The 20,824-nt window shown below is 68.0% G+C and carries 15 protein-coding genes; 10 read left to right on the plus strand and 5 right to left on the minus strand.

Annotation, left to right across the window (positions count from 1 at the left end):
• Positions 1-157 precede the first annotated feature (157 nt).
• Positions 158-1,513 carry a cytochrome ubiquinol oxidase subunit I gene (locus DFR39_RS18120; protein WP_133605253.1) on the plus strand — a complete coding sequence of 452 codons (1,356 nt, stop codon included), beginning with the start codon at positions 158-160 and terminating at the stop codon, positions 1,511-1,513.
• Positions 1,513-2,508: a cytochrome d ubiquinol oxidase subunit II gene (locus DFR39_RS18125; RefSeq protein ID WP_133605312.1), complete on the plus strand. Its 996-nt coding sequence runs from the start codon at positions 1,513-1,515 to the stop codon at positions 2,506-2,508. The genes DFR39_RS18120 and DFR39_RS18125 overlap by 1 nt, the downstream gene beginning before the upstream one ends.
• Positions 2,509-2,563: 55 nt before the next feature.
• Here the strand turns inward: DFR39_RS18125 and DFR39_RS18130 are convergent, their stop codons facing one another.
• A complete protein-coding gene (locus tag DFR39_RS18130) occupies positions 2,564-3,127 on the minus strand; it encodes a GNAT family N-acetyltransferase (RefSeq protein ID WP_133605254.1) in 564 nt (187 codons plus the stop codon).
• A gap of 279 nt (positions 3,128-3,406) precedes the next feature.
• Between DFR39_RS18130 and DFR39_RS18135 the strand changes: the two genes are divergently transcribed.
• A complete protein-coding gene (locus DFR39_RS18135) occupies positions 3,407-3,892 on the plus strand; it encodes an SET domain-containing protein (RefSeq protein ID WP_133605255.1) in 486 nt (161 codons plus the stop codon).
• Positions 3,893-3,902: 10 nt separating this feature from the next.
• On the opposite strand, the gene DFR39_RS18140 is transcribed toward DFR39_RS18135, so the two are convergent.
• From DFR39_RS18140 to alaS, 3 genes are read right to left on the minus strand one after another with little or no spacing between them, the layout of a single operon-like run.
• Positions 3,903-4,622, minus strand: a complete 720-nt coding sequence (locus DFR39_RS18140) for a UPF0149 family protein (protein ID WP_133605256.1) — start codon at positions 4,620-4,622, stop codon at positions 3,903-3,905.
• The gene (locus DFR39_RS18145) at positions 4,612-6,831 is read right to left on the minus strand and encodes a sensor histidine kinase (RefSeq protein WP_133605257.1); all 2,220 of its coding nucleotides are present in this window, start codon (positions 6,829-6,831) and stop codon (positions 4,612-4,614) included. The genes DFR39_RS18140 and DFR39_RS18145 overlap by 11 nt, the downstream gene beginning before the upstream one ends.
• 51 nt (positions 6,832-6,882) lie before the next feature.
• Positions 6,883-9,516: an alanine--tRNA ligase gene (gene alaS / locus DFR39_RS18150; protein WP_133605258.1), complete on the minus strand. Its 2,634-nt coding sequence runs from the start codon at positions 9,514-9,516 to the stop codon at positions 6,883-6,885.
• A gap of 124 nt (positions 9,517-9,640) precedes the next feature.
• Between alaS and DFR39_RS18155 the strand changes: the two genes are divergently transcribed.
• Together DFR39_RS18155 and DFR39_RS18160 are read left to right on the plus strand one after the other, a co-directional pair.
• Positions 9,641-11,137: an NAD-dependent succinate-semialdehyde dehydrogenase gene (locus tag DFR39_RS18155; RefSeq protein ID WP_133605259.1), complete on the plus strand. Its 1,497-nt coding sequence runs from the start codon at positions 9,641-9,643 to the stop codon at positions 11,135-11,137.
• Between the two features lie 53 nt (positions 11,138-11,190).
• The gene (locus DFR39_RS18160) at positions 11,191-12,135 is read left to right on the plus strand and encodes a GGDEF domain-containing protein (RefSeq protein ID WP_133605260.1); all 945 of its coding nucleotides are present in this window, start codon (positions 11,191-11,193) and stop codon (positions 12,133-12,135) included.
• Positions 12,136-12,138: 3 nt separating this feature from the next.
• Here DFR39_RS18160 and DFR39_RS18165 read toward each other — a convergent pair whose 3' ends face one another.
• Entirely contained in the window at positions 12,139-13,677 is a 1,539-nt protein-coding gene (locus tag DFR39_RS18165; protein ID WP_162849580.1) for a S8 family serine peptidase, read from the minus strand.
• Between the two features lie 225 nt (positions 13,678-13,902).
• On the opposite strand from DFR39_RS18165, the gene DFR39_RS18170 reads away from it, so the two are divergent.
• From DFR39_RS18170 to DFR39_RS18190, 5 genes are all read left to right on the plus strand, one after another.
• Positions 13,903-14,790, plus strand: a complete 888-nt coding sequence (locus DFR39_RS18170) for a helix-turn-helix domain-containing protein (RefSeq protein WP_133605262.1) — start codon at positions 13,903-13,905, stop codon at positions 14,788-14,790.
• A 365-nt stretch (positions 14,791-15,155) separates the two neighbouring features.
• Positions 15,156-15,983, plus strand: a complete 828-nt coding sequence (locus DFR39_RS20275; RefSeq protein WP_133605263.1) for a PEP-CTERM sorting domain-containing protein — start codon at positions 15,156-15,158, stop codon at positions 15,981-15,983.
• A 114-nt stretch (positions 15,984-16,097) separates the two neighbouring features.
• Positions 16,098-17,642, plus strand: a complete 1,545-nt coding sequence (locus DFR39_RS18180) for a hypothetical protein (protein WP_133605264.1) — start codon at positions 16,098-16,100, stop codon at positions 17,640-17,642.
• A gap of 251 nt (positions 17,643-17,893) precedes the next feature.
• Positions 17,894-18,928 (plus strand): PEP-CTERM sorting domain-containing protein, encoded by a 1,035-nt coding sequence (locus tag DFR39_RS20280; protein ID WP_246030887.1) that lies wholly within the window; start codon positions 17,894-17,896, stop codon positions 18,926-18,928.
• Positions 18,929-19,118: 190 nt separating this feature from the next.
• A complete protein-coding gene (locus tag DFR39_RS18190; RefSeq protein WP_133605265.1) occupies positions 19,119-20,801 on the plus strand; it encodes a ShlB/FhaC/HecB family hemolysin secretion/activation protein in 1,683 nt (560 codons plus the stop codon).
• The last annotated feature ends 23 nt before the right edge of the window (positions 20,802-20,824 follow it).

A 20,824-nucleotide genomic window follows, 5' to 3' on the forward strand; every position in this document is an offset into this window, starting at 1 on the left:
CAATTTGTCCAATCGCGCGCCGGCCCGCGCTTGCGAAGAATGACGGGCTATTGAGTCAGCGCAAGGAGTTGTTTGTGCAGAAGAGGCGCCGGGCCCGAGCCGCCCTGAACCGTTTGGCCGCCACCGCGGCCTATATCCATTCATCGGAGGCTCGTCCATGGATGCCCTGATGCTCGCCCGGATGCAGTTCGCTGCCAACATCAGCTTCCACATCCTCTTCCCCACCATCACCATCGCCCTGGGCTGGGTGCTGCTCTTCATGCGCTGGCGCTGGCTGCGCAGCGGCCAGGCGCACTGGCTCACGGCCTACCGCTTCTGGACCAAGGTCTTTGCGCTGAGCTTTGCGCTGGGCGTGGTCAGCGGCATCACCATGAGCTTCCAGTTCGGCACCAACTGGCCGGGCTTCATGGAGCGGGCCGGCAATATCGCCGGCCCCCTGCTGGGCTACGAGGTGCTCACCGCCTTCTTCCTGGAGGCGGGCTTTCTGGGCGTGATGCTCTTCGGCCACGGCCGGGTCAGCGAGCGGGTGCATCTGTGGGCCACCTTCCTGGTGGCCTTCGGCACCACGCTCAGCGCCTTCTGGATCCTCAGCCTGAACTCCTGGATGCAGACGCCCCAGGGCCACGAGATCATCAACGGCGAGTTCCACGCCCTCAGCTGGTGGGCCGTGATCTTCAATCCCTCGCTCCCCTACCGGCTCACGCACAAGCTGCTGGCCTCGGGCCTGACGGTGGCCTTCTTCCTGGCCGGCGTGAGCGCCTGGCAGCTGCTCAAGGGCCGGGTGCAGGCGCATACCGTGCCGGTGCTGCGCCTGGGCCTGGGTCTCGCGGCTGTGCTGATCCCGCTGCAGATCCTGGTGGGCGATCTGCACGGCCTGAACACGCTCAAGCACCAGCCGGCCAAGATCGCCGCCATGGAGGGCGTGTGGCAGACCGAGCGCGGCGCGCCCCTGCTGCTCTTCGCGGTGCCCAATGAGGCCGAGCGCCGCAATGACTATGCCCTGGGCATCCCCAAGCTGGCCAGCCTGATCCTCACCCACGAGGCCGAGGGCGAGATCCGCGGCCTGGACGAGTTCCGTGGCGCGCATCCGCCGGTGGCCCCGCTGTTCTACGGCTTTCGCCTGATGGTGGGCCTGGGCATGCTGATGCTGGTCTTCAGCTGGGGCGGGCTGTGGCTGCTGCGACGCCGCGGCGCCCTGGGCCTGCCGCGGCCCTGGCTCTGGGGCCTGGCCCTGATGAGCTTCTCGGGCTGGGGCGCCACCCTGGCGGGCTGGTATGTGACCGAGATCGGCCGCCAGCCCTTCATCGTCTACGGCCTGCTGCGCACCGCCGAGGTGGCCTCCACCACGCCCGCCAGCACCATCGCTGCCAGCCTGGCCGGCTATCTGAGCCTCTACCTGGCCCTGCTGCTGGCCTATGTGGCCGTGGTCAAGCGCCTGGCCGAGCAGCCGGCGGCGGAGTACGGCGGCGCCGCTTTGGCCGGGCCCGCCCTGAACGCCGGGAGTCGCGCATGATGGGCCTCGACCATGCCATGCCCCTGATCTTTCTGGGCCTGATGGGCCTGGCCATGCTGATCTATGTGGTGCTGGACGGCTATGACCTGGGCGTGGGCCTGCTGATGCTGGGCGCCAGCGATGCGCACAAGGACCGCATGGTGGCCTCCATCGGCCCCTTCTGGGACGCTAACGAGACCTGGCTGGTGCTGGGCGTGGGCACGCTGCTGATCGCCTTTCCCAAGGCCCAAGGGCTCATCCTCAATGCGCTCTACCTGCCGGTGTGCCTGATGCTGCTGGGCCTGATCCTGCGCGGAGTGGCCTTTGACTTCCGGGTCAAGGTGGACGCGCAGTGGAAGCCGCTGTGGAACCGCGCCTTCATGGCCGGCTCCCTCTTGGCGGCCCTGGCCCAGGGCTGGATGCTGGGGCGCTACATCACGGGGCTGCAGAGCGGCTGGGCTTTTGACCTGTTCGCCGCGGCCATCGCCCTGGCCCTGGCGGCGGCCTATGCCCTGCTGGGTGCCGGCTGGCTGCTGATGAAGACCGAGGGCGCGCTGCAGCGCCTGGCCCTGGCGCGGGCCAAGCAGGCCTGGCCGGCCGTGGTGCTGGGCCTGGCCCTGATCTCGGTGGCCACGCCCTGGGTCAGCCCCACGGTGCGCGAGCGCTGGTTCCAGATGCCGGGCCTGATTGCCCTGATGCCCATCCCGCTGATGTGCGGCCTGGCCTTGCTGGTGCTGCGCGCCCAGCTCAACTCCAGCCGGGTGCTGGGCAAGCTTTGCTGGCTGCCCTTCGCGCTGACGGTGGCGGTGATGGTGCTGGGCTTTTTCGGCGTGGCCTACAGCCTCTATCCCTATGTGATGGTGGACCGCATGACGGCCTGGGAGGCCGCCGCCGCGCCGGCCTCGCTGCGCTTCATCCTGGTGGGCTGTGCGATCAGCGTGCCGGTGATCCTGGCCTACACGGCCTTTGCCTACCGGGTGTTCTGGGGCAAGGCGGGCGAGCTGCACTACGGCTGAGGCCTGCAGCCCGGGCCGCCTGGGCCCGGGCCTCCAGGACCGCGAGCACCTCTACTCAGGCCGACGCTGAATCCAGCGGCCCCGGCCACTGCGGCGGCTGCGGATGCAGGCGCGCCATGCAGTAGCTGTCCATATAGCGACCGTTCACCAGGGCGTAGGCGCGCTGGCGGCCCTCGATCTCGAAGCCGTGGCGCTGGTAGAGCCGGATGGCGCGCTCGTTGTCCACGAACACGCCCAGCTCCACCCGCAGCACATGGGCCCAGTGGTCCGCATAGTCCAGCAGGGCGCTCATCAGGGCGCCGCCCACGCCGCGGCCCTGGGCCTCGGGCAGCACGGCGATGCCCATATGCATCACATGGCGGCGCCTGGGTGAGGGATTGGCCAGCATCAGGCCCGCGCTGCCCACCACCCGGCCGTCCAGCAAGGCCACCAGCTGCAGATCCTGGCTGCGAGCCGGCGCCAGATTGTCGGTGAGGCGCTGCTTCCAATGCTCCTCGCTGCCATAAGGCATCTGCAGCAGGCCCGGCAGCACCTCGGGGTGGCTCATCAGCTGGGCCATGGCGGCGGCGTCACCGACATGGCTGCGGCGGATCTCGAGGCCGTTGGTGGACTTGTGCATCGTCTTCGCTCCTTGAGGATGGGGGACCGGGGACACAAAACAAAAAGCCCGCTGGGGGCAGCGGGCTGTTCGAGGGGGGAGAGGGCTGGGTGAGGATTCGGGATCCGTCTACCGGCGTCGGGGAGCGCCGCTGCCTGGCTCCCGCGCACACAGCACCCGCAGCATGGTTAGCTGCTGGTGGCCATGGGCATGGCTAAATCGGGTGGCGCTCTGGCAAGACATGGCCCCAGTATGGCGGCGCTGGCGCGCGAGCGTCAAGCGGGGCGAAAATCGCGGCCTATGCCTCGCCTGACCGCCCTCGACCTCCCCGTGCCCCCGCCCGATGCGGCAGCGACCGCCGCCGCGCGCGGCCAGCCCCAGCCGGCCCTGCGCTTTGCGCTGCGGGCCGGGCCCAGCCGCATCGACGGCCTGGGCGTGTTCGCCGAGGAGACCATTCCCGCACGGCGCAAGATCGGCGAGATGCGCGGCGAGTCCATCTCGGTGCGCGAGGCGCGGCGCCGCGCCAAGGGGCGGGCGCGCGTGCATATCGTGGAGGTCTCGGAGACCCGGGCGGTGGATGCGACCGAGTCTCCCGAGCCCATGCGCAATATCAACCACAGCTGCGCGCCCAATGCGGTGCTGCGCATCCGCCAGGGACGGGTGGAGTTTTATGCCCTGCGCGAGATCGAGCCGGGCGAGGAGATCACCTGCCACTACGGCGACAGCCACCACGAGGGGCGGCTGCGCTGCCGCTGCGGCGCCCCGAACTGCTCGGGGCGGCTCTAGCAAGCGGCGCTCAGGCCTGCTGGTCGTCGGACTCGTCTTCGTCCGGCGCTGCGCCTTCCTGCAGCCAGAACAGGCGCAGGTCCTGCACGGAGAACAGGGCGTCGTCGATCAGCACATGCTGGTCCACCTGCACGTCCTCGTCATAGGCCTCGGCGATGTAAGCCTGGCGCTGCGGGCCCTCGGGCAGGGCCACGGCGGCCACCGACATCAGCATGGCGTCCAGCATCTGGGCCGGCTCGCTCTCTTCCTCGAAGACCTGCCAGTCGTCCTCGCAATCCTGCACGGCCTGCATAAAGCCTTCCACCCACATCTGCCCCGTGGCAGGCAGGCGCTCCAGCAGCTCGGGCTTGAGCACGCCCTGGGCCAGCAGGGCGGCCTTGGTGTCCTCGTCGAACTCGGTGATCAGGGGCATGAGCTGCATGGCCTCGGGGTCCTCGATGAGGCCCTGGGGATCCAGGCTGTCGCCGATCTCGTTCCAGCGCAGGTGCAGGGCGTCCATGAAGGCGTCCAGCTGTTCCTGCTCGGCCAGGGGTGCGGGCCAGTCTTCGCCAAAGAGCGCATCCATGGCGTCGGCCGGCCCGGCTTCCACCGGGCCCACCTGCAGGGCGTGCAGATAGCCGTCCAGGGTGTCGATGGTGACGGCGGGCGCATCCTCGTCGGCTGCGGCGGCCAGCACATGCAGCAAGGCCGCGAGGCGCTCAGCGTTGTCGTGATTGATTTCAGGGTTCATGGTGTTGCCGCGCGGGCGCGTCCAGCGTCAAAGGTTGCGGATTGTCCGCCACTTCCAATGGCAGCAGCATGTCCACCCGCAAACCCTCTCCGAGCTCAGAGCGCGCGTGGATGCTGCCGTGCAAACGGCTGGTGACCAGCAGATAGGCCAGGTAGGCGCCCAGTCCGCCATTGCCCTTGCCCATCTGCGAGGTGTAGAACGGGTCGAAGAGATGGTGCAGGGCCCGCGGGGCGAGGCCGCGGCCGTTGTCCCACAAGCGCAGCTGCAACTGGCTGGGTGTGCCGGGCAGAACCTCGACCTGCAACTGGACCCGCCCGCTCGCGTCATGCGGCTTGAGGCCGTGTACGAAGGCGTTCTCTACCAGCTGCGTCAGCGCCTCGCCCAGCGCCTGGGCATCTATGCGGCACATCAGCGGGGCCGGACATTCCAGCCCCACCCGCCTGCCATGGGCACAAGCCATGCTGCTCCAGTGTGTACAGAGCCCCTGCAGGAATTCATGCAGATCCAGCTCTTGTTCGCTGCCGGCCTCATGCAGCTCACCCAGCTGGCGAAAGCGCTTGACCAGGGTGAGCGCGCGATTGACATTGCTTTGCGCGAGTTCCGAGCTTTGCAGGGCCAGGCCCAGAGACTGCAAGGTCCCGGCGCGCCTGGCCTGGCCACTGTCGATGGCGGCTCGCAGGGCTTGCAGGGTGGCTTCCACCGTGGTGACGGCCGTCAGCACATTGCCCAGCGGTGTGTTGAGCTCATGGGCCATGCCGGCGGTCAGCGTCCCCAGTGCAGCAAGTTTTTCGCTGAGCACCAGTTGCTGCTGCGCTTGCTGCAGGCTGCGCATGGCCTCCTCAAGCTGCCGATTGGCCTGTTCCAGCGCGGCGGTTCGCTCGCTCACCATCAGTTCCAGCTTGCCCGCATAGTCTCGCGTTTGGGTCAGATAGCCCTCGCGCTCATGCGCGGTCGCGGCCACTTGGTCGAACCAGGGTTTCCAGGCGTCTGGCACCTGGGGGGCAGGGGACTGGGCATCGCGACTGACCTTGTCGACGTAATCGGCCAGCGCCATCGCCGGCCGAGTAAAGCGGCGATGTTGCCACCAGGCCAGCAGCAGCAGCATGGCAATGAAGAGCAGCTCCAGGAGCAGATAGGGTTGCAGCGCCCTGAGGGTGGCAGCGTTCAGCTGTGATTCACTCACCCACACCAGCAGGCGCCAGGGCGTGCCGTCCAGCTCATGGCTGATCCACAGCCCTTGCTCGCCGGTATGCAGTCGCGCATTGCTGCGACCGAACAGGGTGGCGCTGCTCACCACACCCGCATCCAGCTCTTGCAGCGTTAGAGGCTGCTTGCGTCCCTGCAAGGCGCCGCCGCTGTCTGCCAGTAGCAATCCGCTGGGGGTCACGACCATGGCGCGCCCGAGATTGAGTGGCACGGCCTGCAAGCTGGCATCCAACATGCCTAGGGTGAGGTCCGTGCCGACGGCGCCCGCGATCGCGCCCCGGTGGTAGACGGCTTCGAGCAGGGAGACCATCAGCCCCTTGCCGCCTGCATCCACATAGGGTGTGGTCCAGACCTGTCGCCGACCCGGATTCGCCAGAGGACCGACCAGCCGCATGGGGTAGGTGCCACCGGCCTCATAAACCACCTTGAGCGCCGCAGCCATGTCCGCGCTGCCCGTGGCTTTGAGCAGCTCGATCTTGGGCAGGGCAGGGTAGAGCACGGACCAGCGCTCCCCAGCATCGTAGAAGTAGCTCCACTGGTAGATCTGCTGCTGTCTATGGTCGGCCGCCACACCGGGCAGCATGGCCATCACGGCATCGAGCATGGACCGCTCGGGCCCCTCGGGCAGATCCGGGTGTACGAACAGACTGCCCAACTGCTCCCGCGAGGCATCGGGCAAGGCATCCCAAGGCGCGTGAAGATCGGCGGGAGCCCGACCGGCCGGGACCCGTCGCACGGCATGCGGGGGCTCATTCTGCGGTGTGCCCAGCGCCGCGCTGATGCTGAGCTGCATGGCGCCCACATGGTGGCGCGCTCGTTCCGTGTGCTGGTTCATCACCAGACGCAGCTGCTCGGACTGTGCCTCAAGATCCGCGAGGCTGCGCTGGCGGAACTGCTGGCTCAAGGCCCAGCCGTAGAGCAGACTGGCGACCAAGAGAACCGCAGCGCTCAACCAGACCGTGATCTGGTAGAGCGAGCGCATATACAGCGACCGTTGTTCCATCACTGACTCCGGCGCAAGCTACCGGGTCAGTATGGCATGGAGGCTCCGGGTTTAGAGCCGCTCGCCCACCCAGGCTTGCACGCTGGCCAGGGCCGCGGGCAGGGCCTTGGCGTCGGTGCCGCCGGCCATGGCCATATCGGGCTTGCCGCCGCCCTTGCCGCCCACCTGCTGGGCCACAAAGTTGACCAGCTCGCCGGCCTTGACCTTGGCCACGCTGTCGGCGGTGACGCCGGCGGCCAGCTGGACCTTGTCGCCATCCACGGCGGCCAGCACGATGGCGGCGGTCTTGAGCTTGTCCTTGAGCTTGTCCATGGTCTCGCGCAGGGTCTTGGCATCGGCGCCCACCAGGGTGGCGGCCAGCACCTTCAGGCCCTTCACGTCCACGGCCTGACTCAGCAGCTCATCGCCCTGGGCCGAGGCCAGCTTGCTCTTGGCGGCGGCCAGTTCCTTTTCCAGGGCCTTGACCTGGTCCAGCACGGCGTGGATGCGGGGCTCCAGCTCGGCGGGGGCGGTCTTGAGCGTGCCGGCCACGGCATTGACCGTGCTTTCCAGCTGCTGCAGATAGGCCAGGGCGTTGTCGCCCGTCACGGCTTCCACACGGCGCACGCCGGCGGCCACACCGCCTTCGGCCACGATCTTGAACAGGCCGATATCACCGGTGGCCTTGACGTGGGTGCCGCCGCAGAGTTCCTTGGAGGAACCGATGGAGAGCACGCGCACGGTCTCACCGTACTTCTCGCCGAAGAGCATCATCGCGCCGCTCTTTTGCGCGTCGTCCAGGGCCATGACCTCGGCCTTGGCGCCGGCATTGGCCAGGATCTCGGCGTTGACGATCGCCTCGACCTTCTTGATCTCCTCGGCCGTCATCGGCGCGTTGTGCGCGAAGTCGAAGCGGGTGCGCTCGGCATTCACCAGCGAACCCTTTTGCTGCACATGGGCGCCCAGCACCTCGCGCAGGGCCTTGTGCATCAGGTGGGTGGCGCTGTGGTTGCGCACGGTCTTGGCGCGGGCCTCGGCATTGACCTTGGCCGTGAACACATCGCCGGCCTTGATGCTGCCTTCCAGCACGCGGCCATGGTGGCCGAAGACATCGGCCTGGATCTTCAGGGTGTCTTCCACCGCGAAGCGGCTGGTGTTGTTGCGCAGCTCGCCCTGGTCGCCCACCTGGCCGCCGCTCTCGGCGTAGAAGGGCGTGTGGTCCAGCACCACCACGGCGTCGTCGCCGGCCTGGGCCTCGGCCACCAGGGCACCGTCCACATAGACGGCCGTGACCTTGCTGGTCTCGCAGACCAGATGCTCATAGCCGTGGAAGGCGGTGGCCGTGCCCTGGTATTCCAGGCCGGCGGCCATCTTGAACTTGCCGGCCGCACGGGCCTGCTCGCGCTGGCGGTTCATGGCGGCCTCGAAGCCGGCCTGGTCCACCGTGACGCCGCGCTCGCGGCAGACGTCGGCGGTCAGGTCCACCGGGAAGCCATAGGTGTCGTGCAGCTTGAAGGCGGTTTCGCCGTCCACCTGGCTGTGGCCCTGGGCCAGGGCGGCTTCCAGGATTTCCATGCCGTTGGCAATGGTCTGGAAGAAGCGTTCCTCTTCCTGCTTGAGCACCTCGGTCACGCGGGTCTGGGCCTGGCGCAGCTCGGGGTAGGCGTCGCCCATCTGGTTCACCAGCTCGGCCACGATCTGGTGGAAGAAGGGCTTGCGTGCGCCCAGCTTGTAGCCGTGGCGGATGGCGCGGCGGGCGATGCGGCGCAGCACATAGCCGCGGCCCTCGTTGCCGGGGATCACGCCGTCCACGATGGTGAAGGAGCAGGCGCGGATATGGTCGGCAATCACCTTCAGCGAGGGGCTGTCCTTGTCGGCGTCATTGCCGGCCGGGGCCGCGCCGTCCACCGCGGTCTTGGCGGCGGCCAGCAGGCCCACAAAGGTGTCGATCTCGTAGTTCGAGTGCACATGCTGCAGCACCGCGGCCAGGCGCTCCAGGCCCATGCCGGTGTCCACGCTGGGCTTAGGCAGCTTGTGCATCACGCCGTCTTCGGTGCGGTTGAACTGCATGAAGACGTTGTTCCAGATCTCGATATAGCGGTCGCCGTCTTCGTTGGGGCTGCCCGGGGGGCCGCCAGCGACCTCGGGGCCGTGGTCGTAGAAGATCTCGGTGCAGGGGCCGCAGGGACCGGTGTCGCCCATCATCCAGAAGTTGTCGGACATGTAGCGGCCACCCTTGTTGTCGCCGATGCGCACGATGCGCTCGGCGGGCACGCCCACCACCTTGTTCCAGATCTCGTAGGCCTCGTCGTCTTCGGCGTAGACCGTGACCCAGAGCTTCTCGGCCGGCAGATGGAAGTGCTTGGTCAGCAGCTCCCAGGCGTAGGAGATGGCGTCATGCTTGAAGTAGTCCCCGAAGCTGAAGTTGCCCAGCATTTCGAAGAAGGTGTGGTGGCGGGCGGTGTAGCCGACGTTGTCCAGGTCGTTGTGCTTGCCGCCGGCGCGGATGCACTTCTGGCTGGTGGTGGCGCGGGTGTAGGCGCGCTTGTCGAAGCCCAGGAACACGTCCTTGAACTGGTTCATGCCCGCATTGGTGAAGAGCAGCGTCGGGTCATCGCCGGGCACGACCGGGCTGGAGGCCACGATCTGGTGTCCCTTGGACTCGAAGAACTTCAGAAATGTCTGGCGAATCTCGGCTGCTTTCATTCCGGGGCTTTCCGCTTTAGGACAAGCTAACTGCTTGATTTTTCGGGGCTTTGGATTATAGGGGCGCCCTCCGCCACGCCGGGGGCGAGGCGCGGTAGAGTGCGCGCTCAAGGAGAGCACACGCATGGATAGCAGCAAGACCAGCCCGCTGGCCGCCCTGGAGGACGCCAGCCTGCTCCGCACCCAGGCCCTGATCAATGGCGAATGGGTGGCCGGGCGCAACGGCGCCAGCTTCCCCGTCCACGACCCCGCCACCGGCGCCCACCTGGCCGATGTGGCCAGCATGGGCCAGGCCGAGGTGGAGGCCGCGATTGCCGCCGCCAACAATGCCTTTGCCGTCTGGCGGGCCAAGACCGCCAAGGAGCGCGCCGCCATCCTCCTGCGCTGGCAGCAGCTGCTGGTCAAGCATGCCGACGACCTGGCCCGCATCATGACGGCCGAGCAGGGCAAGCCCCTGGCCGAGGCCCGCGGCGAGGTGATCTACGGTGCCAGCTTCATCGACTGGTTTGCCGAGGAAGGCAAGCGCATCTACGGCGAGACCATCCCCACCACCGACCCCAGCAAGCGCTACCTGGTGCTCAAGCAGCCCATGGGCGTGTGCGCGGCCATCACGCCCTGGAACTTCCCGGTGGCCATGATCACGCGCAAGGTGGCGCCGGCCCTGGCCGCGGGCTGCTCGGTCATCATCAAGCCGGCCGAGGCCACGCCGCTCTCGGCCCTGGCCGTGGCCGAGCTGGCCCAGCGCGCCGGCATGCCCTCGGGCGTGCTGAATGTGCTGACCGGCGACGCCGAGGCCTCGGTGGAGATCGGCCGCCTGCTCTGCGCCAGCGATGTGGTGCGCCATCTCTCCTTCACCGGCTCCACCGAGGTGGGCCGCATCCTGATGGCGCAATGCGCGCCCACCATCAAGAAGCTCTCGCTGGAGCTGGGCGGCAATGCGCCCTTCATCGTCTTTGACGACGCCGATCTGGACAGCGCCGTCGAGGGCGCCCTGGCCAGCAAATACCGCAATGCTGGCCAGACCTGCGTCTGCGCCAACCGCTTCTATGTGCAGGAGGGCGTCTACGAGGCCTTTGTGGAGAAGCTGGCGGCCAAGGTGGCGGGCATCAAGGTGGGCAATGGCTTCGAGGCCGGCGTCAATCAGGGCCCGCTGATCGACGACCAGGCCGTGGTCAAGGTCGAGACCCATGTGGCCGATGCCCTGGCCCTGGGCGCGCGCCTGGTGGCGGGCGGACGGCGCCTGACGGAGCTGGGCGAGCGTTTCTACGAGCCCACCCTGCTGGCCGATGCCTCACCCCAGATGCTGTGCTCGCGCGAGGAGACCTTCGGCCCCGTGGCCCCGGTCTTCCGTTTCAAGACCGAGGCCGAGGTCGTGCAGCTGGCCAATGCCACCGAGTTCGGCCTGGCCAGCTACTTCTACAGCCGCGATATCGGCCGCATCTTCCGCGTGGGCGAGGTCCTGGAATACGGCATGGTGGGCATCAACACCGGCCTGATCTCGGTGGCCGAGGTGCCCTTTGGCGGCGTCAAGCAAAGCGGCCTGGGGCGTGAGGGCTCTCGGCACGGCATCGAGGACTATGTGGAGCTCAAGTACCTCTGTTTGGGGGACATCAACAAGTAGCGATGCGTCGCCCCTGCCTGTAGGCTGAGGGACTTGGATCACGAGGATTCACCATGGACGATCTGACCCAGGACTTCAGAGAGTTGCTGGGGCGCCCGCCGCGCCTGCTGCTGGCCCACGATGCGCCGCAGGAGCTGGAGCGTCTGCAAAGCCTGTTTGCACACGACTGCGAGGTGTTTGGGGCCGGCTCCGGTGCCGAGGCCCTGGATCTGGCCCGGGCGCAGTGGCCGGATCTGGCCCTGCTGCACGCCTGTCTGCCCGATCTGGGGGGCGAGGCCCTGTGTCGCTTGCTCAAGAGCGACCCGGCCCTGGCCACCATGCCCGTGCTGCTCTTGTGCGAGCAGCCGCTGGACGAGGCGGGTGAGCGCGGCGCCCTGGAGGCGGGGGCTGCGGATCTGCTGAGCCCGCCCTGGCAGGCCGCGCTCTTGCGGCGGCGGGTGCGCAACCACCTGGCTCAGAAGCTGCAGGGCGAGCTGCTGCACGAGCTGGCTTTTGTGGACGGGCTGACCGGACTGCACAACCGGCGCTACTTCGATGAGCGGCTCGAGTGCGAGCTCAACCGTGGCCGGCGCAATGGCACGCCTTTGGGCCTGCTGCTGGCCGATGTGGACTGCTTCAAGCTCTACAACCACTACCAGGGGCACCAGGCCGGCGACAACGCTTTGCTGGGCCTGGCGGTGGCCCTGCACAGCTCGCTCAAGCGACCCGGCGATCTGGTCTGCCGAGCCGGTGGTGCACGCTTTGCCGTGCTGCTGCCCGAGACCGAGATGGCGGGCGCCGAGCGCGTGGCCCAGCGCTTCGAGGAGGCGGTGCGCTCCCTGCGCATCCCGCATGAGCACAGCAGTGTGCCGGGCGGGGGCTTGAGCCTCAGCGTGGGCGGTGTGGTCTGCGTGCCCGGCGCATGTCACCATGGCGCCGGGCTGATGGCGGCTGCCGAGGCCCAGCTGCAAGAGGCCAAGCGCCAGGGGCGGGCACGCAGCCAGCTCCAGGCGGCCTGAGTCTTATCGCCGGGGCGCGCGGCGTCCCAGCGCCAGACCGGCCAAAGCCAGCGCCAGGCTCCACAGCAGGGACTGGCCGCCACCCCCACCGCCGCCGCCGGCATCGGGCGCGGGGCTGGGGCTGGGTGTCGGCGTTGGCGTTGGCGCAGGCGTCGGGGGCGCGGGCTCGGCCGGCTTGAAGGTGCCCTGCTTGACGCCGCAGGCCTCGACGGCCTCGCCACCCAGGCTCAGGACTTCGCGGCTGGGGCTGCTGTAGCTGGCCGGGGCCTGGGCATAGCGCAGGGCCTCGAAGGCATCCAGCACGCCGGCGCCGCAGCTCTCGGTGCTGCAGCTGCAGCGCGCGTTATTGCCGTTCACCCCGCATTGCCCCAGGGCAGGCGCGCTGATGTGCGGCCTGGCCGTGCGGCGCAGCCCACTCTCGATCTGGGCCAGGCTCAGCCCCGGATTCAGGGCCCACATCAGCGAGGCCGCGCCCGCCACCTGGGGCGCGGCAAAGCTGCTGCCGCTGGCGGCGGCATATTCCACCCCGCTGCCATCGGCGCGGAAGCTGGTGGAGACGATGCCCCCGTCGGCCAGCTCCGGATCGCAGGTCCGGCCCGCGGCCGCATCGCCGCCGGGTGCGGCCAGCGCGACCTGCGGGCCGAAGCTCGCATAGCTGGCCTTGAAGCCCTGCCGGTTCAGGGCCGTGACCGCCATCACGCCGGGGCAGTTGGCGGGGCGGCCCACGGCGCTGCGGGTGTTGCCGGCCGCGGCCACGATGAGCACGCCGCGTGCGCGCAGCTCGTCGATGGCGGCGATATAGGCGCGCGCCGCGGCCGCCACATTGGCATCGGGATCGCTGGGATTGCAGGAGGCCACGCCCGCCACGCCGATCACCAGGATGCGCGCCGGGTGGGTGTTCAGCGGGGCGCCCGCCACCGGCAGGCCGGCGGCCCAGCGCATGGCGTCCACCATATCGCCGGCCGCGGCGCCGCATTTACCGGCCACGCGCACGGGCAGGATGCGGGCCTGCCAGTTGATGCCGGCGACACCCAGACCGTTGTTGCTCGCCGCGCCCAGCTGTCCCGCGATCAGGCTGCCGTGCCAGGTGTTGCTGTCCTGAATGGCGCAGCCATCCCACAGCGCCGGATTGGCGTCGCGCTCGGCCCGCGTGAGCGCATCGCCCAGATCCGTGGGGTCGTTGTTGCGGCCCACGCCATTGCCGGCGTACTCGGGCTTGCTGATGAAGTTGTAGCCCGGCAGCAGCAGGCTGGGCCGGATCTCGGGGTGGTCGCGCACGCCCGAGTCCAGCACCGCAATCACCGGGGCGGCGCCCGAGACCGGGGCACCGGTGCTCAGGTCCCAGGCGCGCGGGAAGTCCGCTAGGCCGGCATTGCCGCTGCCCTGGGCGCTGCCCAGCCACCACTGCTGGCTGGCGTAGAGCGTGTCATTGGGGCTGCGGGCCTGGCTGCCGTGGGAGATGCAGGCCAGCAGGGCGCCAGCCAGAAGCAGGGCGCCGCGGCGTCGCAGCGCCTCAGGCGAGGTCGGGAAGAAGGTCAACATGCGGCCACCGTAGCCCGAAGGGATGAATGCCGCGTGACAAGCGGTGCCTCCGAACGGGCGCTGTGGCCCGGTCGCCCCCCCTGATCGAGGGTCATGGCCCGAACGGCTCATGGTGTGTTCAAGTCTTCAACGATCGGTCATTCGCCCTGCCTATGCTGCGCCGCGAAAGCAAGAGCCGTGAGCGCCGATGCGGCGTGACCCACACACAAGCAGAGGGAAAAAGCGATGCAATCCATCTCGACCGAGACCGCGGCGCAGGCCGAGCCTGCCGCGGTGCAGGCGCATGGCGGGGCCCTGGCCGCCGCCGTCTCGCTGCAGGGAGGCAGTCAGATGGAGGCCATCGTCCGTGCGGCGCAGACGGCGCTGGACGTGCGCCGGCGCTATCAGTTCTTCGTCTGGAGCCAGAGCAATCTGCAGGTGCTGCTGCCCCACCACCTCATCGTCTGCGGCGCCTACAGCCGCCAGCACCGCGAGCTGCGCTACGAGGTCTTCAACAGCCTGGTGCTGCCGCCTGTGCTGATGGAGGCACTGGTGGACGGGCGGGGCCCGCTGATGCAGCTGCTGCAGGGGCAGTGGATAGACCAGCGCGGCAAGCCCGCCCAGCTCCCCGTCGAGACGCTGGAGGGCGCGGCCCTGCAGCCCCTGCGTGAGGCGCTGGAGCAAGGCGGCTACCAGGACCTGCTGGTGCACGGCGTGTCGCGGCCCCAGCGACCCAGCGAGCTGGAGAGCTTTTTTATACTCAGCAGCACCGGCCGGGCCAGCGACCCCGGGCAGCGCCAGATGCTGGAGCTGTTGCTGCCGCATCTGCACGCCACCTGGCTGCGCGTGCAGACGGTCGAGCGCGAGTTTGGCGAGCCCGCCCGCGCGCCCTCACCGCGCAGCGTCGACCCATCCGGCATCACCGAGCGCGAGCGCCAGATCCTGAGCTGGCTGCGCGAGGGCATGAGCAATCAGGAGATTGGTGAGGTGCTGGGCATCAGCGCGCTCACCGTCAAGAACCATGTGCGCAAGATCCTGCGCAAGCTGCATGCGGCCAATCGCGCCCAGGCCGTGGCGCGCGCCATGACCATGCAGCTGCTGGGCCCCATGTCGGGCGAGGGTGGCTTGTCCTGAGCATGGTCCGAATGGCGCTCATGAGCCTTTGGGCTCATGGGGGCTGCCCGTGAAATTCTTCACACAGCCTGTTCAAGATGGCGGTCGTGGAGCAGCGGGGCGCCAAGCCCTGTCTGTTTTGTCCCTGAGTTCTTTGTCCCCCTGGGACGCCCCCTTGGCGGGAGCGTCCACCGCCCGACGGCGGCCGCCGCGATATCTGGCAAGCGCCTCCCCCAGCCCGCACAGGCCCGGGGATTCCGACCAGATACCGCCAGTGGTTGCTCCTTAGGCGGCGCCCCGAGTCCTGCTGTGTCGGTGTTCCATCGGCCCGGCGCTCTCGGCGGCACTGTCCTCTCGAGTTCCAACCATTTGTGGAGAAACTGATCATGAACAAGACCATGAAGCTGATCGCCGCCGCCGCGGCCCTGGGCGCCGCCGTGCCGGCATTCGCCAAGATTGAAGTGGGCAACAACCCCGAGCTGGCCCTGGTGGTGTTTGACGACGTCAACAAGGTCTCCTTCACCAAGGACCTGGGCACCTTCGCCGACGCCTTCAAGACCCAGTTCGACGGCCACAGCAAGGCGGCCTCGCTGAGCTGGAACGTGTCCGGCGATGCCAACTGGGACACCTTCCTGGGTGTGGCCAACGTCAGCAACCTGAAGTGGACCGTGCTGGGCTGGGACGATATCGGTGGCACTGCCGTGGGTCAGAAGCGCCTCTTCACCACCGCGCTGAACACGCCCAAGAACCTGGCCGCTATCCCCAACTGGACCAACCAGCAGTTCACGAACGCGATCAGCGCTGGGCAGTTGGGCACCTTTTTCGGTCAGCTGAATGTGACCGGCACCCATGGCACTCTGGCCAACGGCTCCAGCGTCAACTTCGACACCGATGTCGGCAATGCCTATTTCGGTCAGCCCGGCAGCGGCGAGTTCTACAACGGCATCAGCACCTTCTCTAACGCCAATGCTGTGGGCCAGTCCTCGGAGTTCTTCTACCTGACCCGTTCGGGCACCAACCAGCTGAACAAGGTGCTGGTGGACCGTTTTGAGAGCGTGGGCGGTGTGGCCTCCACCTTCACCTTCAGCAACCAGGGTGGCAATGCCGTGCTGATGGCCGCCGCCGTGCCCGAGCCCAGCACCTACGCCATGCTGCTGGGCGGTCTGCTGGCCCTGGGTCTGGTGGTGCGTCGCCGCACCAACGAGCGTCGCTGATTCCCGGCTCTCGCTTCAAGCAATTAGTTAGTTCCCCACCCGCCCTGCGCTGCGCTCGCGGTGACGTGAGCCGCTGGGCGGGTTCCTCCCAAGATTCACAAGGACTGTTCCATCATGTTGAAGCTTCGCTCCATCGCCCTGGCCGTTGCGGCCGTCGCGTCCTCTTCCACCGCACTGGCCGCGCCGGCCGTCAATCCTTATGACGCCGGCACCGTGCAGATCTATATGTCCGGCGCCTCCGCCCTGCGCGCCGCCGTGGCCGGTCTGGTGCTGAACGATGTGTGCGGCGGCTCGGCCGCCAACAGCAGCACCACGCTCTACAACGTGGCCGAATCCGGCTCCGGCTTTACCTTCAATGGCAACCTCTGGGCCATCACTTGCCGTGTCACCGCCGCCGGCGGCGCCCTGGTGGGCCTGCCCGCCAACACCCCCGTCGCCTTCTTCAAGAGCGATGCCGGCGGCTCCGCCCAAGGCGTGTTCCCGGTCTACTTCGGTGATGCCCGCCCCTTCGTGGATGTGGCTGACCTCAGCAAGTGCGCCCAGACCACGGCGGACCGTGTCTACACCGCCTGCGCGCCCACCCGCAATGTGCGCCCCATGGTCGGCGTCTCGGATGTGGAGCCGGGTCTGTTCACGGGCATCAATGTGCCTGCCGACCCCGTTGACACCGATGATGACATCTACCCGCCGGCCGGCCTTTCGGCCGGTCAGCAGGGTGAGCTGACCATCAAGCCCGTGGTGCAGACCGTGTTCGGCATTGCCGTCAACACCGCCCTGTACAACGATATGTTCGCCAAGCAGGGCCTGGCCGGCCGCAAGGACTTCGCCGGCAATGCCTGCACCACCGCGTCGGCCGATGAGCCCTGCGTGCCCAGCATCGGCTATGCCGAGGCCCGCAGCCTCTTCGCGGGCACCGAGGCCAACTGGCGCCTGCTGAGCGCCAATGCCGCCAAGCTGGACACCCAGGTCAATATCTGCCGCCGCGTGGCCGGCTCCGGCACCCAGGCCGCCGCGAACGCCCATCTGATGGGTATTCCTTGCAATAGCGCCGGGGTCAGTCCCGCGACGGTGGACTTCTCCTCCTCGGCCGCACCGGAGCAGATCTCGGCCTTCACGGGCAAGACCGTCAGCGGCAAGACCTTGGCGACCTACCTGGTCGACAATATGGGCGGTGGTGCCGGTAATGGCCCCATGCCCAGCGGCAGCACCTTCGTCTTCGAAGGCCCGGGCACCGGCGATGTGGTTTCCTGCCTGAACGCCGCCCAGAAGGCCGGCGGCTACGCCATCGGCCATGTGTCCCGCGAGAACGTGCCCGGCAGCAACAACTGGAAGCATGTGCGCCTGGAGGGCACCTTCCCCTCGCGTGATGCCGCCAAGTCCGGCCGCTATGACTACTTCTTCGAGTCCACCGTGCAGTGGAAGACCGACTATGTCTCGGGCCTGAGCGCTGCACAGCAGGCCTTTATCCCCAAGCTGGCCGAGCGCATGGCCAAGGCCGACTCGCTGGCTCGCCTGAGCAGCGCCAACCAGAACGGCGTGGCCGCCCTGCCGGACTCCTATGCCGGCGAGTTTGGTGTGGGCACGGCCAACGAGGTCACCTTTGGCTCCCGCGTGACCCGCGCCGCCAACAGCTGCCAGCCGGTGACTGCCGTCAAGTGATGGGCTGAGCCAGGCCGCACCTCGTGGCGGCCCTCAGGGTGTCGGGGCCTGCAAGGGCTCCGACACCCGATTGACTTGATGCTGTCCGCTTTCAGCGGCAGCATCGTATGAGAGAACCTTCGGAAATGAAGTACATCGCCTTACCCGCACTCGCGCTCTTGATGTGCGCTGTGAATGTTCACGCTGCCATTGGCTCCGGCTCAAGCTCGCAGTCGGGTGCTGCCGGGGCGAGGTATGCCAATGGCCAAGCGGTGCTGAACAACCCCGAGTTGTTCCTTTCGGTCTTTGATCCCGAGGCCAAGGTCTCCTACACCTTGGACCTCGGCCTGGATGTGGAGAGCTTCTTTATAAATGCCCAGCAGGATGCTGGCATGCAATGGTTCAAGCCGGTGGACGATGCGAACTGGGACAGCTTCCTGGGCATGAGCAGCCGGAACAAGCTGCGCTGGGTGGTGTTGGCGGCCGATAACAATGGCGGCCTCGCGGCGGGGCAAAAGCGTCTGTTCACGACCTTGACCCAAGGCACCGAGGCCAAGCTGCGCGACTGGACCAACCAGGACTTCACCAATGCCATTGGTGAAGCCGTTTTCGAGTCCTTCATCAGGGAGTCGAATGTGAGCGGCACCCATGCTGTGCCTCTGAATGATTACGCAAGCAATGGCAGCCATGTGGCGACATCCCTGGACGTTAGTAACAAGCGTGCCTACTTTGGCAAGCAGGCCAGCGGGGTCTCGCTTGACGAGAGCCTCAATGGCACAACCACCCAGAGGGCAGGCTTCACCGTGGGCAACAGGCTGGACGAGTCCTCCTGGTTCTACTACGTCACCCGATCAAGTACGACGCAGACGGCCAAAGTCACCGTCGACGAATTCGACAACCTCGGTGCCGACGGCTACTGGGGCTTCACCTATGTGGACCCCGCCGCCAATGCCAGCTCGCCCTATGCCGGCAAGTTCCTGCTGAGCTACACCCTGGACAAGGCCGGCGTGAAGGCCACGACGGCGGCGGGGATGCTGCGCATGAGCCTGACCGACTATCTGGCCGCCGATCGCTTCCTGCCCCTGCTGCTGCAGCAGGGCGCGCTGGCCGGCGAGTACCAGGGCTATCGCCAGAGTTCCCTGGTGCTGCCGGATAGCGGCCTGCCCGGCCTGGGCGGCACCAATAGCGTGGCCGCGGGCTTGAACCCCGTGAGCGCCGTGCCCGAGCCCGCCAGCTGGGGCCTGATGGGTCTGGGCCTGGCCGGGTTGCTGGCCTGGCGTCGTCGCCAGCAGGCGGCGGGCGGCTAAGGCCCGGCCGGGCCGGGCTGGGCCGCGGCTGCGGCCCTTGATTTATCTCCCTGAGCAAGACCTGTCCCCCGTCCGTTGGGGCCGGGCTTGCCTGCGCCTCCGGCGTCCGCGGCGGGGCCTGAATCCCGTAGTCCTAAAGGGCCACACCCCCTCCATCGGCGCGTCACCGCGCTTGACCACACTGATCGCCATGAGCACTCACGCAACCTCGCCGCGCGCGAGGTTTTCTTCTCCCACCGTCTTGCAGGTCGCGCTGTGCGCCGCCCTGGGGTTGTCGGCCGCCGGTCTGGCGGCGGCCCAGGGCCAGCCAGCGCCGGCCGCTGCCGCCGCCACGCCGGCCGCCGATCCGCGCTTTGACATTCTGGAGTTCGAGATCGAGGGCAATACCGTGCTGCCGGTCACCGAGGTGGAGCGTGCGGTCATGCCCTTCATGGGCGAGCGGCGCAGCATTGCCGATGTGGAGGCCGCGCGCGAGGCGCTGGAGAAGCGCTACCAGCAGGGCGGCTACCTGACCGTGTTTGTCGACGTGCCCGAGCAGCGCGTGGATGGCGGTCTGGTGCGGCTGCGCGTAATTGAGGGCCGGGTGGAGCGCCTGCGCGTGACCGGGGCGCGCTACTTCGACCAGGGCGTGATCCGCGAGCGCGTGCACGAGTTGGCGCCGGGCCGCGTGCCCGACTTCAACGAGGTGCAGCGCCAGCTGGCCGGTCTCAGCCGCGAGGAACGGCAGATCCAGCCCCTGCTGCGTCCGGGCCTCACGCCCGGCACGGTGGAGGCCGAGCTCAAGGTGGCCGACCAGCTGCCCGCCGGTGTGAGCGTGGAGCTCAACAACCGCCACTCGGCCGATACCAAGCCGCTGCGGGCCAGCCTGAACCTGCGCTACGACAATCTCTGGCAGCGCGAGCACAGCATCGCGCTGAGCCTGATCACCGCGCCCGAGGCGCCCAAGCAGTCCAAGCTGGCCTTGCTCAACTACAGCCTGCCCCTAGGCCGTGGCGAGCGCCACCAGGACCAGCTGCTCACCAGCCTGGTCTGGTCGGACAGTCTGCTGGAGCCCCTGGGCACGACCTCGGTGATTGGCAAGGGCGTGACCCTGGGTCTGCGCTGGTCGCGCAGCCTGCAGCTCAGCGACTCGGTGCACAGCCTGAGCCTGGGCGGCGACTACAAGAATGTGCGCGAGCGTCTGCAGTCGGGCGACAGCGCTCTGTCCACGCCGCTGCGCTACCTGCCCTTGCAGCTGAGCTATAGCGGCAGCTGGTTCGAGGGCCGCAATCAGACCAGCTTCAGCAGCAGCTTCACCTTTGCGGCGCGCAGCATCCTGCAGCGCGATGTGGACTGCCCCGGCAATATCGGCCCGGTCGACCAGTTCGAGTGCAAGCGCTTCGAGGCCGATGGCAGCTTTGCCCACTGGCGCGGCGACTGGCGCACCAGCCGCAGCCTGCAGGCCCTGGGCCTGCCCGGCAGCCTGGGCCTGCGTCTGGGCTGGCAGCTGGCCAGCCAGCCCCTGGTCTCGGGCGAGCAGTTCGCCCTGGGCGGGGCCGAGACGGTGCGGGGCTATCTGGAGTCCGAGGTCACGGGTGACCAGGGCCTGCTGGGTTCGCTGGAGTGGCGCAGCCCCAATCTGGGCGGTGCCAAGAACAGCCTGTGGCGCGAGCTGAGTGTGCTGGCCTTTGTGGATGTGGGCCGGGCCTATGTGCTGTGGCCTTTGCCCGAGCAGGCATCGCGCCTGCCCCTGCTGGGCAGCGGCCTGGGCCTGCGCCTGCAGGCCGGCGAGAAGCTGCGCGCCGAAGTGGACCTGGCCTGGCCGCAAAAGCCCACCGCGCGCAGTCCCAAGTCCGAGCCCCGTTTGCATGTGCGCCTGAGCGCCCAGCTCTGAGCCCCAGAACTCTCTTGCCGCCG

It is taken from the genome of Roseateles asaccharophilus (genome assembly GCF_004362405.1).
Taxonomy (GTDB): domain Bacteria; phylum Pseudomonadota; class Gammaproteobacteria; order Burkholderiales; family Burkholderiaceae_C; genus Kinneretia; species Kinneretia asaccharophila.

What these genes read in the sequence shown, in the direction of transcription:
- DFR39_RS18145 (WP_133605257.1), bottom strand. Translation starts at nt 6,831, where the DNA reads ATGGAACAACGGTCGCTGTATATGCGCTCGCTCTACCAGATCACGGTC.
- DFR39_RS18120 (WP_133605253.1), top strand. Translation starts at nt 158, where the DNA reads ATGGATGCCCTGATGCTCGCCCGGATGCAGTTCGCTGCCAACATCAGC.
- DFR39_RS18130 (WP_133605254.1), bottom strand. Translation starts at nt 3,127, where the DNA reads ATGCACAAGTCCACCAACGGCCTCGAGATCCGCCGCAGCCATGTCGGT.
- DFR39_RS18125 (WP_133605312.1), top strand. Translation starts at nt 1,513, where the DNA reads ATGGGCCTCGACCATGCCATGCCCCTGATCTTTCTGGGCCTGATGGGC.
- DFR39_RS18190 (WP_133605265.1), top strand. Translation starts at nt 19,119, where the DNA reads ATGAGCACTCACGCAACCTCGCCGCGCGCGAGGTTTTCTTCTCCCACC.
- DFR39_RS18160 (WP_133605260.1), top strand. Translation starts at nt 11,191, where the DNA reads ATGGACGATCTGACCCAGGACTTCAGAGAGTTGCTGGGGCGCCCGCCG.
- DFR39_RS18155 (WP_133605259.1), top strand. Translation starts at nt 9,641, where the DNA reads ATGGATAGCAGCAAGACCAGCCCGCTGGCCGCCCTGGAGGACGCCAGC.
- DFR39_RS18140 (WP_133605256.1), bottom strand. Translation starts at nt 4,622, where the DNA reads ATGAACCCTGAAATCAATCACGACAACGCTGAGCGCCTCGCGGCCTTG.
- alaS (WP_133605258.1), bottom strand. Translation starts at nt 9,516, where the DNA reads ATGAAAGCAGCCGAGATTCGCCAGACATTTCTGAAGTTCTTCGAGTCC.
- DFR39_RS18170 (WP_133605262.1), top strand. Translation starts at nt 13,903, where the DNA reads ATGCAATCCATCTCGACCGAGACCGCGGCGCAGGCCGAGCCTGCCGCG.
- DFR39_RS18165 (WP_162849580.1), bottom strand. Translation starts at nt 13,677, where the DNA reads ATGTTGACCTTCTTCCCGACCTCGCCTGAGGCGCTGCGACGCCGCGGC.
- DFR39_RS20275 (WP_133605263.1), top strand. Translation starts at nt 15,156, where the DNA reads ATGAACAAGACCATGAAGCTGATCGCCGCCGCCGCGGCCCTGGGCGCC.
- DFR39_RS18135 (WP_133605255.1), top strand. Translation starts at nt 3,407, where the DNA reads ATGCCTCGCCTGACCGCCCTCGACCTCCCCGTGCCCCCGCCCGATGCG.
- DFR39_RS18180 (WP_133605264.1), top strand. Translation starts at nt 16,098, where the DNA reads ATGTTGAAGCTTCGCTCCATCGCCCTGGCCGTTGCGGCCGTCGCGTCC.